We start from the raw sequence: 13,857 nt of genomic DNA, 5'->3' as shown, positions 1-13,857 counted from the left end.
CGTCTAACCTAGTTTATCATTCTACGGAATCAGCCTGCAAATAAGGAACGGCAGAAGCGATAAAAAGATCCGTCCCAAGCGGAGCATCGACCCGTACAGGGGATACTTCGGCATCCGGGAACACATATTTAAACACTTCTTCCACCTTTTCAACCGGAATGACCTTAAGGCCTTCCAAATCTGCAAATATCGCTTGCCAGTTCTCCCTAGGGATTATAACTGTTTTTGCGCCTGCTTGGAATGCTGCCTCAACTTTAGCTAATACTCCGCCGACGGGCTTCACGTTTCCATGGATGCCAACTTCGCCTGTCATCGCCAGCTTATTGTCGATCGGAATGCCTTTAATCGCCGACGTAATGGCAGTTGCCATCGCAATTCCGGCAGACGGTCCATCGATTGGCGTACCGCCAGGAAAGTTGATATGCAAATCAAAATCCTGCGGATTTAGGCCAATGCGCCGCAAAACGGTAATCACATTTTCCACAGAACCTTTTGCCATGCTTTTTCTTCTAAGCGTCCGTGATCCGCCGCCGAGCTCTTCCTCATCAACGACGCCGGTAATGGTGAACTGGCCCTTGCCTGCAGCTGCAGGAATGGCGCTCACTTCGATTTCGAGCAGCGTTCCCATATTCGGTCCATATACGGCAAGGCCGTTTACGAAGCCGATTTGGGGCGCCTCCGGTACCTTGCGGTCTGGACGCGGCGGAATTTGGCTGCTATTGACCACCCACTCGATATCTCCCGCCGAGATGCTGTCGCGTTTCTCGGATAACGCTACTCCCGCAGCCAGCTGAATAACGTTAACCGCTTCGCGTCCGTTTGTCGCGTACCGCTTCACTACATCGATCGCTTCAGGGCAAGGCGGAAAACCGATTTTTTTGACCGCGTTTTCGGCTACCAGTGCAATTTCATCCGCAAGCAGCGGACGGAAAAAGACCTCCATGCAGCGGGAACGGATCGCAGGCGGAATCTCCTGCGGCGAACGCGTGGTCGCGCCCACAAGGCGGAAGTCGGCCGGCAGCCCATTTTGGAAAATATCATGAATGTACACCGGTATATTCGAATCCTCCGAATTATAATAAGCGCTCTCCAGAAATACTTTACGATCCTCCAGCACTTTTAACAATTTATTCATTTGAACCGGATGCAATTCACCAATTTCATCAATAAACAAAATTCCGCCATGCGCCTTCGTTACAGCGCCCGGCTTTGGCTGCGGAATGCCCGCTACGCCCATCGCCCCCGCCCCCTGATAAATGGGGTCATGCACAGAGCCGATAAGCGGATCGGCAATTCCGCGCTCGTCAAAACGGGCGGTAGTCGCATCGATTTCCGTAAACTTCGCTTCGGGCAGAAACGGCGAGGAAGGATTTTTTTTCGCTTCCTCCAGAACGACGCGTGCCGCAGCCGTCTTCCCGACGCCCGGCGGTCCATAGATAATGACATGCTGAGGGTTTGCGCTGCACAGCGCCGCCTTTAAGGCGCGCAGGCCGTCACGCTGCCCCACGATATCCTGCATCGCTTGCGGTCTTGTCTTCTCCGCTAGAGGCTTCGTTAGCGAAACGCTCCTCAGCTTCCGGAGCTTATCCATCTCCTTGCGCGATTCTCGGTCAACGGCCGAGCGGTTCGTCTTCTGATTACGCAGCAAGTTCCAGAAATACAAGCCAATTACAACAGCAAAAAACACTTGAATCAACATCAATACAACACTTAAACTCATTAGCAATCCGCTCCTCTCAAGCGCAAACGGCTGATGCCGTCTTAGTAGTAAGCTTATATTCAAATAAGCAACCTATCCGTAATAAGCATGCGTATTTGATAGTATTGCCCCTACGAAGTGGTAATAACCGTTAACGCCGTTATTTTTCGCGCGATCGCAAAATTAGCACGGCAAGCCCAGAGAGGTCGTCGGGTCAAATTGTTTTTGAGCAACTTTTTAGCGCATTTATTGCAAAAAAAAGAGACTTATTCGCGTCATTAGATGACGTAAATAAGCCTCTTAATCGGGATTAAGCCGGCGCATGATGCTTCCGACCTGGAATTTCGCCAGTCGCTTCAAACACGCGTACGATTTCGTCGATTTCCTTCTTCAGCTCGTTTAGCAGCTCAGCCTCAGGCACCTTGCGAATCAGCTCTCCGTAACGGAAAAGCATGCCTTCGCCTCTTGCTCCCGCAATGCCGATATCCGCTTCGCGCGCCTCGCCGGGACCGTTAACCGCACAGCCTAACACAGATACTTTAATCGGTACTTTAATTTTTGAAATATAGTCCTCTACCTCATTGGCGATTGAAAACAAATCGATATCCAATCGGCCGCAGGTCGGACAGGATACAAGCGTTGCAGCATTCGTAATGAGTCCGAAAGTTTTGAGCAGCTCGCGAGCTACCTTAACCTCTTCAACGGTGTCCGCGCTGAGGCTGATTCTAAGCGTGTTGCCGATACCAAGCGCCAGCAGCGCACCGATACCTGCCGAGCTCTTGATCGTGCCCGTATGCAGTGTACCCGCTTCCGTAATGCCAAGGTGAAGCGGATATTTGATTACCTTAGCGGCCATGGAGTAGGCAGCGATCGCCATCGGCACATCGGACGCTTTCAACGAAACGATAATATCGTGGAAATCAAGCTCTTCCAAAATACCGATATGGAAAAGCGCGCTCTCTACCATCGCTTCAGGAGTCGGGTAACCGTACTTCTCAAGCAGATGATTTTCCAGCGAACCGGCGTTAACGCCTATCCGAATTGGAATGCCTTTTTCCTTGCATGCCTTTACGACCGCCTCTACCCGTTCCCGGCGGCCGATGTTGCCCGGATTAATCCGAACCTTGTCGATGCCGTTCTCGATAGCAAGCAGCGCCAAACGATAATCAAAATGAATGTCCGCAACAAGCGGAATATGAATCCGTTTCTTAATCTCTTTAATCGCTTCTGCCGCTTCCTTGTTATTGACGGTAACGCGGACAAGCTGGCAGCCCGCTTCCTCAAGTCCCAATATTTCAGCGACAGTCGCTTCTACGTCAGCAGTCTTGGTCGTACACATGCTCTGAATAATCACTTCGTTGCTGCCGCCAATCGTTAGATTGCCGACCTTAACCGGTACCGTATCTTGACGTAAGTACATAAGCTTATCTCTCCCATGAACGGCAAAGTCCACCCTTTGACTGGCGGCAAAAAGCCGCACGGCTGGGTGGAAACAATGACGGTAGTCAAGCGTAAACGACTTTAGCCGTCAAGTGGCGGCTAAAGCTCGTTTCGCGGTGAAATATAAGCTAAGTTATAAGCCTAAACTTATAGCTTCTTATATTCGAACGCTAGATTACGCGCTCTCTTCTTTTTTCTTAGTCTTCTTAGCCGTAAGTTCCGGCATAATTTTTTCTTGAACGGTTTGTTCCGTGATGAGGCAAGTGCTTAGGTCATCGCGTGATGGCACCTCGTACATGACTTCCAGCATGATGCTCTCGATAATCGCTCGCAAGCCGCGGGCGCCAGTGTTGCGCTTGATCGCTTCCTTCGCGATTGCATCAAGGGCAGCCGGTTCGAAATCAAGCTTCACGTTGTCCATTTCAAGCAGCTTTTGATACTGCTTCACGAGGGCATTTTTTGGTTCGGACAAAATCCGAACGAGTGCCGGCTCATCAAGCGGCTCAAGCGTAGAAATGATCGGAAGACGACCGACAAACTCCGGAATAAGACCGAATTTGAGCAGATCCTCAGGCAATACCATCGTTAGGTATTCGCCTGCTTTAAGATCCTTCTGCAATTCGCCTGTGGAGCTGAAGCCGATCACTTTCTTGCCGATACGACGTTTGATCAAAGACTCCAGCCCGTCGAACGCGCCGCCGCAAATGAACAAAATGTTCGTTGTATCGATTTGGATAAACTCTTGATGAGGATGCTTGCGACCACCTTGCGGCGGAACGGATGCAACCGTACCCTCCAAAATTTTCAGAAGCGCTTGTTGAACGCCCTCGCCCGACACGTCGCGCGTAATGGATGGGTTTTCGGATTTGCGTGCCACTTTATCGATTTCATCGATATAGATGATGCCGCGTTCCGCTTTTTCCACATCATAGTCGGCAGCCTGAATGAGCTTAAGCAAAATGTTCTCGACGTCCTCGCCGACATAACCCGCTTCCGTAAGCGAAGTTGCGTCTGCAATGGCAAAAGGAACGTTCAAAATTTTAGCCATCGTTTGCGCAAGCAGCGTTTTACCGGAGCCCGTAGGACCCAGCAGCAAAATGTTGCTCTTCTGCAATTCGACGTCTTCAATTTTGCTTCCGGAATTAATCCGTTTGTAATGGTTGTATACCGCTACAGACAACGATTTTTTGGCAAACTCTTGGCCGATGACATAAGAATCCAGAATAGCCCGGATATCTTTCGGTTTCGGAATATCTTTAAGATCAAGCTCTTCCTCATTGCCGAGTTCTTCCTCAACAATTTCGGTACACAACTCGATGCACTCATCGCATATATAGACGCCGGGACCGGCAACCAATTTACGTACTTGATCCTGCGACTTGCCGCAGAACGAACATTTCAACTGGCCTTTTTCGTCGTTGAATTTAAACATGTAATCACCCCTTCGATTAAATCGTCGATACCGGTGCTGTAATCACCTTGTCAATCAAACCGTAGGCAAGAGCCTCTTCCGCGCTCATGAAATTGTCACGGTCGGTATCGCGGTCGATTTTCTCATAAGGCTGTCCGGTGCGATCTACATAAATTTGATTCAGCTTTTGTTTTGTTTTCAAAATCCAATCCGCATGAATTTTGATATCAGAAGCTTGACCGCGAACGCCGCCAAGCGGCTGGTGAATCATCACTTCTGCGTTTGGAAGCGCAAAACGCTTGCCCTTCGCGCCCGCCGTAAGAAGAAGCGAGCCCATGCTTGCTGCCATGCCCATGCAAATCGTGGACACCTCAGGCTTAATATATTGCATCGTATCAAATATACCCATTCCTGCAGTCACGGAGCCGCCGGGAGAGTTAATGTACAGATGAATGTCTTTCTCTGGATCGTCGGCCGCCAGAAACAGCAGCTGTGCAATGATGGAGTTTGCTACATCATCATCGATTGCGCTCCCAAGGAAAATAATGCGGTCCTTCAGCAAACGGGAGTAAATATCGTAAGAACGTTCCCCGCGATTTGTTTGTTCGACTACGATCGGTACCAGATTCATGCGACCAACCTCTTTTCGTTTATGACTTTGGTTACTTACTTATTGTAACACGTCATCGTAATGATGTCATTTTTCCAATACTACAGTATACGACGACGGCCGTTCGATATGTACGGAGATTAGCCTCCATGGGCAGCACAATTTCATATGTAGGGTCAAAATAAGGCACGTACCAATGACGTGCCTTACCTTGAGACAAACCGTTTATTTAATTTTGCTTATGTGATCTATTAAACCGTTTTGCTGTTATCAAGCAAGAACTTGATTGTTTTGCGAAGAGAAATATCTTCTTGGATGCTGCCTAGGTTGCCGTTTTTCTCGAAAATGTCGCGAAGCTCTTCGGAAGGACGGTTGTAAGCTTTGGACAGCTTCTCAAGCTCTTCGTTCAGATCCTCATCGTTTGCAGTAATGCCTTCTGCTTTAGCGATTGCATCAAGCACAAGGTTGTTGCGAACGCGCTTCTCAGCATCGCTTTTCATTTGCTCGCGAAGAACGGATTCGTTTTGGCCGGAGAACTGGAAGTAAAGCTCCATGTTCATGCCTTGCGCTTTAAGACGGTTTTCGAAATCCTTGATCATGTAATCCGTTTCCGTAACGATCATCGCTTCAGGGATTTCAACATCAGCAGCTGCAGTAGCTTTGTCAATAACAGCTAGCTCACGTGCTTGCTCGCCTTCTTGATCCTTGCGCTCTTTCAGTTTGCTTGTGAGATCCTGCTTGTACTCTTCAAGCGTGTCGAACTCGCTAACGTCTTTAGCAAACTCATCGTCAAGAGCCGGAAGGCTTTTGCGTTTGATTTCATGCAATTTCACTTTGAACACAGCAGGCTTGCCTGCAAGGTGCTCAGCGTGGTAGCTCTCGGGGAACGTTACTTCAACGTCCTTGAAATCGCCGATTTGCATGCCAACCACTTGATCTTCGAAGCCTGGGATGAAGGAATTCGAGCCTAGCTCAAGCGAATAACGCTCGCCTGCTCCGCCTTCGAATGCTTCGCCGTCTACATAGCCGTCGAAGTCAAGAACGGTGATGTCGCCGTTTTCTGCAGCGCCTTCTTCAACAACAGAAAGCTCGGCATGACGCTGTTGCAGACGCTCAAGCTCAGCCGCAACTTCCTCTTCCGTAACTTCGGAAACAACCGCTTCAACTTCCAAGCCTTTGTATTCGCCAAGCGTTACTTCTGGCTTAACGATAACTTTTGCTTTGAATTTGAATGTTTCGCCTTTTGCGAATTGCTCAACATCGATCTCAGGACGGTCAACCGGCTCAAGATTATGTTCTTTTACTGCATCGGAATAAGCGTCTGGCAGCAGGATGTCAATAGCATCCTGGTACAGGCTTTCAATTCCAAAACGGGATTCGAAAATGCCGCGCGGCACTTTACCTTTACGGAATCCAGGTACGTTTACTTTTTGAACCACTTTTTTGAACGCTTGATCAAGAGCACCCGCTACCTTCTCCGCTTCAACCTCCACGTCGATCGATACGATGTTCTTGTCTATTTTTTCCCAAGTTGCTTTCATTTTATGCCTTCCCCTCCGAAAATGCTCATGCATCAGTAGTAGTCACGTTTCATAAACCATTCTATTATAAACAAGCTGGGCCAGATTATCAAGACTCTGGTTCATCTTCCCCCGATTGCTGAAGCACCGCAACCTGCCGCAGTGCCTTGCATGCTTGCTCATAACGGAATCTCAAACCTTCGGTAATGCCGTATGTATCACGAATATCGTCATCGTTCGCCGAGCCGTAAACCGTAAGAAGCAGCGTTAAATGCAGCGCAGCCGCAAAATAATCGACCGTATCCTCGTCTTCTCTCAGCATCCAATGATAAGCAGCCGTACCATACAAAAATTGCAAACTTTCCTTCCAAAGCTCTCTGGCAAAATGCGGCAATGTTGGATCATCAACCTCGGCAACCTGCTCCGTCCGCTCTAAAATCCGAATAACCGGCGATGGAAAATCGTCCATCGATAGTGGCGTAACATCCAGCTCGAATTCCACGGTCTCCCCTAATCTCTCGATTGTCAGCGACCCTGTTGCTCCTCGCTTTCGCAAGCATTGAAGCGCCTTAAATTGAACGACCGGGTGAACCGGCTCAGTTGCAAGCCATGTCTTGATCGATTCGTCCATATCCGGAGATTGAATATAGGCAGCGCGTTCAAGGGCAAGAATCTGCTGATCGATCATTGGATGATTTTGCATGATGTAGAGCACTTGGTTGATATAAGCCTCGTCTTGGTCGGGAGGGTTCAGAAGCTGCTCGCGCATGGTCGCCTCATCCTCTTCCTTCTCTCGCTTGGCTAATACATAAACTGAGCCTTCTTCACCAATGCCGTCTTCAGGGAAAGCCATGTCGAGCCATATCAGAAGACTGTCCCACTCTTCATAATGACGCGCATCCTCGCCTTGGCATTGCAGCAAAAAGCGCAGCAACTCCTTGGCCTCCCCGTATTGCTCCGCTTCTAGCATACGGGTTAACTGTACCTGATAATGGTCCAGCATGCTAGGGAACAAGTAAACGTTATCCTTGTTGTCGCCTTGTGTGTCATTGGGAGTTGTAATGATAACACCGCCTTATGGTCATGCCGTTTGTTCATTCGTTCAATCTTGCGTACGATTATAACATGTACGGGCAAAAGAAAAAACAAATGTAGCATCAAGGGAGCGCATAAAGCAAATATTAGAATAAATTACCGATGATTTAAAAAATGTGCTTGCAATAAAATAATAACATGTGGTATATTATTGCTTGTGTCCCGGTAGCTCAGCTGGATAGAGCAACGCCCTTCTAAGGCGTCGGTCGGGAGTTCGAATCTCTTCCGGGACGCCATTCAATTAAATAATCAAACGCACAAACCCTCCAAATACTGCAAAGTGTTGGAGGGTTTTTTATGGTTAAAACAAAAATAAGGCTGCTCCCCGGAGCAGCCTTATTTTCATTGTCTCGCGGCGGCCGGCTTAGCCGCCAGCATCCTGCGGTAAACATAAGCGGCTAGCGCGATGATGACCGCTCCCAGCAGTACCGGCGTGATCAAAAACGACCAGCTTGCCCCGCTTATAATGACGACGAGCGGATCAGCGCCTGCGGGTGGATGGAGGGTTTTCGTATATTGCATCAGAAGGATCGCTAGCCCGACGGAGAGAGCCAGAGACCATGTCGACGTCCCGAATAGTTGGAGCATCGCAAGGCCTACTCCCGTGCTTATGAGATGCCCTCCTACAATGCTCCTTGGCTTCGCAAGCGGGCTCTCCGGCAAAGCGAAAGCAATCACGCAGCTTGCGCCAAAAGGAGCCATCAGCAGCGTTACGGACGCCGCATCGCCCATGAGCAGCAGCAGCGCAATCACTGCCGTTCCTCCTACGGCTGCCGCCAGAGGCTTCCAGCTTATTTTTCTCAACATATTGTGCACCTCGTTTCACTTGATTCGATTTCATGCTAACATAAGGCTACCTATTTGAATATTGAATGTTTTCGATGATATCTATTTCAATTATCGATACCAAAGGAGGCCCGCGATATGCTCGAATCATGGGAAGGACGTTTCTTCATTACTTTTGCTGCCGTGCTGGAGGAAAAAAGCTTTAGCCGGGCAGCGGAGCGCCTTGGTTATGTGCAATCGACCGTAACCGCGCATGTACGGCATTTGGAGCTGACCAGCGGGAAGAAGCTGTTTCACCGATTGCCGCGCGGCGTTGAGCCGACGGAAGCCGGCTTGCAGCTCGCGCCTTTTGCCTACCAGTTCATCCAGCTCGGACAGTCGCTGCAGGACGCGCTTACGGATACGGACAGCCCTTCCGGCATCGTCCGGCTAGGCGCACTCGAATCGTTTGCGGTGTCGCATCTGCCATTTTTTCTAACAGGCTTTCTTAAGCAGTTCACGAAGATCAAGCTTCATTTGACGCCGGGGCTTATGCATGAGGTTGCCGATCAGGTAGCCAATCACCGCGCCGACCTCGGAATCGTCCCTAAGCCGCCTGAACGCGATGACCTTCTATTTACTCCGCTGCTCGAAGAGAAGCTGGCGCTGGTCTGTGCCCCTGCCCTCCGCGAGCGCTTCGAGCAGCAGGGCTGGCGGTCATTATACGATTCTGCCTTCATCAGCTTTGGAGAGCAGTGCATCTACCACGCATACGGCCGCGATGTGCTGCGTGACGCCGATGTGGAGCTTGCCGATCAATTGTCCTTTCCGAGCGTCGAGCTGATTAAGCAGACCGTCAGCTGCGGCATGGGAATCGCTTTCGTGCCCGAATCCAACGTCGCGCGGGAAATTGCCGCAGGCGCGCTGCTCTCGCTCCCCTACGATAGGGAGCTTACGCTTACGCATGGCGTCATTACGCACAAATCTCGCGAGCCAAAAGCGGCAGACAAGGCGCTCATCCAACATTTAAAAGCTTATTTTGCAGCGAATTGAACGAACTCCAGGCTTCTCGTGCACAAAAAGGCGGCTTCACCGGTTAATAACCGCATGAAGCCGCCTTTACGATTTTCACACAAAAAAAAGCATTAAACCGACAAGGTCGTCTGCTTTTCGTTTACAAATTGGAATAAGTGCTCTGCTTTCTCATCCGTCAGCTCTTCGCTGTTGTCAAATACGAGAACCGAACTGCTTGGAATGTCCCAATTGATTTGCGGCACGAATTCAATCCGCTTCTCAAAGTCGCCCCAATTGTTCAGCTTCCACTGATCGCGCTCGGTTTGACGGCCGACGATACGGTTCTTTTGCAGCTCCATATCAAGAAGCGTGACAACAACCACCTTAACGTCAACTTCCTGCTTCGTTCGACCAGCTGCTGCAAGCACATCCTCGATCCATTGCTTGTTCTTCAGCTCTGCCGTAAAGGGAGAAATCATAAACACGTTTTGTCCAGCCGCAAGATTTTCAATGCAGACATCCTTCGCCGTGTCGTATTCCAAATCACGCAAATGCTTTTTATAATACTCGGAATCCCGATCTCGTTTATCAAAGCCATTCATCTCCAAGATCGCCTCTACAAACCTTCCGCCAATCGTATCGCGATCAAGGAAAGCTGCTGAAATGCGATCCGCTAGCCTTCTAGCTACTGTCGTCTTGCCTGTGCCTGCTACACCCACGAAAAAAACCAACTTTTGCAAACGGAAAACCCTCCACTATTTTTTTGTAGAAGTATATCATTTTTTTTGATATTTTGATAGAATCGCCCTTTACTATTTGTCGAAAAAAAGGACTGCTCCAAGGTCTATAACCTTGAAGCCAGCCCTTAAAAACATTACCGCCTTACAATCTCTTCCAACGGAATGGGTATTTGCCCATAATTCGGCTTAGCTCCTCTTTCCGCACCGCACCACTGCACGGCGTTCGCTATGACGCGCATCACATCCCCATTATGATAGGTCGGATAGGTTTCATGGCCTGGCCGGAAATAGAATACTTTGCCTTGGCCTCTATAGTAAGTGCATCCGCTGCGGAACACTTCCCCGCCCTCAAACCAGCTAACGAACACAAGCTCATCTGGGACCGGGATGTCAAAATGCTCGCCGTACATCTCTTCCTGCTCCAGCTCAATATATTCGCCGATCCCGGCAGCAATCGGATGCGCAGGGTTTACGACCCAAAGCCGCTCCTTCTCATCCGCCTCCCGCCATTTCAATGCGCAGCTGGTGCCCATCAGCCTTTTAAATATTTTTGAATAATGGCCGGAATGAAGCACGATTAGCCCCATCCCCTGCAGGACGCGCTCATGCACCCTCTCGACAATTCGGTCATCCACCTCGTCATGCGCCATATGTCCCCACCAAATCAGCACATCGGTACGGTTCAAGGTGTGCTCGTCAAGCCCATGCTCCGGCTCATCGAGCGTCGCCGCTCTCGTATCGTAACCAAAGCCTGCCAAAGCGCTTGCAAGTACGGCATGGATGCCTTCGGGATATATCGCCTTTGCTTTATCGTTTGTCTGCTCATGCCGGTATTCATTCCAAATCGTAACGCGGGTTTTCATCTATCTGTCTCCTTCTGCTGCTGCTTGCTCATGAGAACGAAAGCGTGCCAAGGATATCGCCTGCTTGCTGATCGCAGCTTGATAAATCGCTTCCAATACCTCTTGATTGGCAAAGCCGTCTTCGATCGTCGGCAGCCCCTCACGCCCATTGCCGCGCACCCCATCGAAAAAATCCTCCAGCTGGGCCAGTTCGTACTCGGCAGGCACTCTTTGCACCTCCGTCACGATTGAAGCAGCATTCTCTTCATTGGGATGAATCCAAGTCAGCTCACTCCCCCGCTCACAGCCGATTGATATCGTTCCCAGCTCGCCGTAAATTTGGAGCTCCAGTTGGTTGCCAGAGCCATAGGCATTTCTAGATGTTTGAAATACCCCTGTAACCTGCGAATCAAGCGTCGCCAGAAATCCGGTAAAATCGTCGACGTCCACCGTTCCCATTTCACCTGTAACAGGATCGCGCCGGCTTGGAATAAAGGTTTTCAATTGCGCCATTACTTCATCAAATTCTCCGATCATATAGCGTGCCGCATCAACCATATGAGAGCCAAGATCGGCGAGTGCGCCCGTTCCTGTTATTTCGCTCCGATAGCGCCAATTCATCGGCGTATCGTATACCGGCACGCCCCATGATTGCAAATACTGGACGAATACATGCCTGATTTGCCCGATCTTCCCTTGCTTAATCAGATCACGGGCATAGCGGAACGATGGCACATAACGATAGGAGAAACCAACCATAGATGGAATGGGATTTTCGACATACAGCTGATGCAATTCATGCGCTTCCTCGAAGGTACGCGTGAAGGGCTTCTCCGTCATAATTGGCTTGCTGTGCAGCAAGCAGCATTTCACGATTTCGTAATGAGCGTCATTTGGCGTAATGGACAGGACGGCATCCACCTCAGCGCATGTTATCAAATCAGCATAATGGGCGAATCTGCGATCAAGCGGAATGCCCAGCTTGTCGCCGGTTCGGTTCACCGCCTCGCCCAAGGAATCGCAAAGGGCAGTAATCCGTATCCCTTCGAGCCTCGCTATACCCTCCATATGCATGTTAGCCATGCCGCCAAGCCCAATAATGCCGACTTTTATTTCTTTCATTGGTTATCACTCCATTTCCGTCGCTCCGGCGCTTATTTATTTGTTTTAGCCCATTCGTCCAGCTGTTTTTGCTTCTCTGCGACGATTTTATCCATCCCTGCCGCTTTCATCTTCTCGATGTAAACGGGAATTTGCTCTTCCGGATCAACAGAGCCGGTAACGATGACGTTTTTAAATTCCTTCTCCACGTTGCTTGTCGCCGCAATTTCCGTTTTGACAGGCTCAGCGTTAAAGGTAAAACCTAAGGCACGCGATTTCTCGGCGCTCTCGTTATAATCCTTATACGCCTGCCATTTGTTCGGATCTTCGTTTGCCCAGATATGAATTAAGGGAAGGTTGCCCAGCATCCAGTTTCTGGTTGGCGGATAACCCGAGCTGCTGCCGTCTACGCCCTCCGGAAAATCAATGATATTATCCGATTTTTTGACATAATGCGTGCCTTCGATTCCGTTAATAAGCAAATTCATGAGCTCGCTGTCCGAGAACAAAAGATTAACGAACATCATGGCGCGCTCTGGATTTTTGGACGTCCGCGAGATGGCAAGCACCGCGCTGGTCGCATCCGTTGTGCTGGTAAATGGCGACATGAGCTGAATCTCTACCAATTCCGTTCCCTGCGAACGGGAATTTTCCAAATTGGAGCCTGGCTTGAACGAGCCGGTTTGCGCAAATGCTTTACCCGAGCCGAGTGCCTTGCCGACGTCCTGCAGCGTAGCCGCATCTTTATTGATATAGCCAGCCAAAAACCATTTGCGCATCAGCTTGGCATATTCCATATACTTGGGATCTTCGATTTTGCTAATCACGTTAAGCCCTTCGCCGGTACGGGCCAGCTCTCCGGGTCCATCGCCAAGCAGGTCATAATAGCCGTAATCGAGAATAGCCGCAGAAGGAGAAGCTCCGCCGTTCACGATAAACGGGGTAACGCCCGGTTCATTGTCTTTGATCGTTTTGAGCAGCGGCTCAAGATCCGAAAGCTCCTTCACCTTCGATAGGTCGAACTTATATTTATCAACCAGGTCCTTGCGCAAAATCAATCCTTTGTCAGCCGCAAACTCCTTGTTGGCGACCATGCCGTACAATTTGCCGTCTACTTTGGCCGCATTGACGATTTCCGGATCAATCGTGTCGAGGAAGGCGCCGCCGTACTCTTTTACCAGACTATCCAAAGGAATGAACTGGCCTTTGCCTACCTGCTGCGAGAAGCCGTTCCAGCCTGCGGAGAATATGAGATCGAACGCTTCATTCGACGTAAACATCAGGTTCGTTTTATCTCCCCATGCGCTCCAATCGATCGAACGGATTTCAAGCGTCGCATTGATCTTTTCTTTTAGGATGACATTTACTTTATCCAGTACGAGCTGCTCGTCCTTAGGCTGCGAGCCTGGGAGCACGAGAACGATTTTGTACGGATCAAGCTTTTTCTCCCCAGTTGCACCGGAGTTCGTCGCTTCGCCTTTATTGCTGTTTGAAGTAGGCGCATTCGAGCTGCCGCAGCCAGAGGAAATAAGTGAAATCACGAGCACCATAAGCAGCCAAACGTAATTGCCCTTTCTTTGTTTCATTGTGATACCCCTCCCGTATTTATATTGATGATAG

General features: G+C 49.7%; 12 protein-coding genes and 1 tRNA gene. 2 read left to right on the top strand and 11 right to left on the bottom strand.

Translation table 11 applies throughout. The annotated features are described in order from the left end of the window. Positions 1-16: 16 nt before the first annotated feature. The 6 genes from lonB to ADU23_RS16720 form a co-directional block, all read right to left on the bottom strand. Complete coding sequence (lonB, locus tag ADU23_RS16745; RefSeq protein ID WP_053374770.1) at positions 17-1,720, bottom strand: ATP-dependent protease LonB; 1,704 nt, start codon at positions 1,718-1,720, stop codon at positions 17-19. Between the two features lie 289 nt (positions 1,721-2,009). Then, positions 2,010-3,119, bottom strand: a complete 1,110-nt coding sequence (gene ispG / locus ADU23_RS16740; protein ID WP_053374769.1) for a flavodoxin-dependent (E)-4-hydroxy-3-methylbut-2-enyl-diphosphate synthase — start codon at positions 3,117-3,119, stop codon at positions 2,010-2,012. Between the two features lie 195 nt (positions 3,120-3,314). Beyond that, entirely contained in the window at positions 3,315-4,571 is a 1,257-nt protein-coding gene (gene clpX, locus ADU23_RS16735) for an ATP-dependent protease ATP-binding subunit ClpX (RefSeq protein ID WP_053374768.1), read from the bottom strand. 16 nt (positions 4,572-4,587) lie between these two features. Further along, a complete protein-coding gene (clpP, locus tag ADU23_RS16730; protein ID WP_053374767.1) occupies positions 4,588-5,181 on the bottom strand; it encodes an ATP-dependent Clp endopeptidase proteolytic subunit ClpP in 594 nt (197 codons plus the stop codon). Positions 5,182-5,411: 230 nt separating this feature from the next. Then, entirely contained in the window at positions 5,412-6,701 is a 1,290-nt protein-coding gene (gene tig, locus ADU23_RS16725; protein WP_053374766.1) for a trigger factor, read from the bottom strand. 88 nt (positions 6,702-6,789) lie between these two features. Further along, positions 6,790-7,695 carry a hypothetical protein gene (locus tag ADU23_RS16720; RefSeq protein WP_231637422.1) on the bottom strand — a complete coding sequence of 302 codons (906 nt, stop codon included), beginning with the start codon at positions 7,693-7,695 and terminating at the stop codon, positions 6,790-6,792. Positions 7,696-7,934: 239 nt separating this feature from the next. On the opposite strand from ADU23_RS16720, the gene ADU23_RS16715 reads away from it, so the two are divergent. Further along, positions 7,935-8,011 (top strand) — tRNA-Arg (locus tag ADU23_RS16715). Positions 8,012-8,117: 106 nt separating this feature from the next. Here the strand turns inward: ADU23_RS16715 and ADU23_RS16710 are convergent. Next, positions 8,118-8,582, bottom strand: coding sequence for an HPP family protein (locus tag ADU23_RS16710; protein ID WP_053374765.1), 465 nt, complete (start codon positions 8,580-8,582; stop codon positions 8,118-8,120). A gap of 117 nt (positions 8,583-8,699) precedes the next feature. Here ADU23_RS16710 and ADU23_RS16705 point away from each other — a divergent pair, with 117 nt between their 5' ends. Next, complete coding sequence (locus ADU23_RS16705; RefSeq protein WP_053374764.1) at positions 8,700-9,593, top strand: LysR family transcriptional regulator; 894 nt, start codon at positions 8,700-8,702, stop codon at positions 9,591-9,593. Between the two features lie 92 nt (positions 9,594-9,685). On the opposite strand, the gene ADU23_RS16700 is transcribed toward ADU23_RS16705, so the two are convergent. The 4 genes from ADU23_RS16700 to ADU23_RS16685 all read right to left on the bottom strand — a co-directional run bounded on the left by ADU23_RS16700 (position 9,686) and on the right by ADU23_RS16685 (position 13,823). Beyond that, positions 9,686-10,294, bottom strand: a complete 609-nt coding sequence (locus ADU23_RS16700; RefSeq protein WP_053374763.1) for an AAA family ATPase — start codon at positions 10,292-10,294, stop codon at positions 9,686-9,688. 134 nt (positions 10,295-10,428) lie between these two features. Next, entirely contained in the window at positions 10,429-11,157 is a 729-nt protein-coding gene (locus ADU23_RS16695) for a ThuA domain-containing protein (RefSeq protein ID WP_053374762.1), read from the bottom strand. Then, positions 11,158-12,258, bottom strand: coding sequence for a Gfo/Idh/MocA family protein (locus ADU23_RS16690; RefSeq protein ID WP_063846028.1), 1,101 nt, complete (start codon positions 12,256-12,258; stop codon positions 11,158-11,160). A 32-nt stretch (positions 12,259-12,290) separates the two neighbouring features. Next, entirely contained in the window at positions 12,291-13,823 is a 1,533-nt protein-coding gene (locus tag ADU23_RS16685; protein ID WP_053374761.1) for an ABC transporter substrate-binding protein, read from the bottom strand. Between the last annotated feature and the right edge of the window lie 34 nt (positions 13,824-13,857).

Origin of the sequence: Paenibacillus sp. FJAT-27812 (assembly GCF_001273905.1) — a bacterium.
Taxonomy (GTDB): Bacteria; Bacillota; Bacilli; order Paenibacillales; family Paenibacillaceae; genus Pristimantibacillus.
This window is presented reverse-complemented; position numbering and strand designations above follow the sequence as displayed.

Coding starts and splice junctions, on each gene's coding strand:
- ADU23_RS16695 (WP_053374762.1), bottom strand. CDS start 11,157: ATGAAAACCCGCGTTACGATTTGGAATGAATACCGGCATGAGCAGACA.
- clpP (WP_053374767.1), bottom strand. CDS start 5,181: ATGAATCTGGTACCGATCGTAGTCGAACAAACAAATCGCGGGGAACGT.
- ADU23_RS16705 (WP_053374764.1), top strand. CDS start 8,700: ATGCTCGAATCATGGGAAGGACGTTTCTTCATTACTTTTGCTGCCGTG.
- ADU23_RS16710 (WP_053374765.1), bottom strand. CDS start 8,582: ATGTTGAGAAAAATAAGCTGGAAGCCTCTGGCGGCAGCCGTAGGAGGA.
- tig (WP_053374766.1), bottom strand. CDS start 6,701: ATGAAAGCAACTTGGGAAAAAATAGACAAGAACATCGTATCGATCGAC.
- ispG (WP_053374769.1), bottom strand. CDS start 3,119: ATGTACTTACGTCAAGATACGGTACCGGTTAAGGTCGGCAATCTAACG.
- clpX (WP_053374768.1), bottom strand. CDS start 4,571: ATGTTTAAATTCAACGACGAAAAAGGCCAGTTGAAATGTTCGTTCTGC.
- ADU23_RS16690 (WP_063846028.1), bottom strand. CDS start 12,258: ATGAAAGAAATAAAAGTCGGCATTATTGGGCTTGGCGGCATGGCTAAC.
- ADU23_RS16685 (WP_053374761.1), bottom strand. CDS start 13,823: ATGAAACAAAGAAAGGGCAATTACGTTTGGCTGCTTATGGTGCTCGTG.
- lonB (WP_053374770.1), bottom strand. CDS start 1,720: ATGAGTTTAAGTGTTGTATTGATGTTGATTCAAGTGTTTTTTGCTGTT.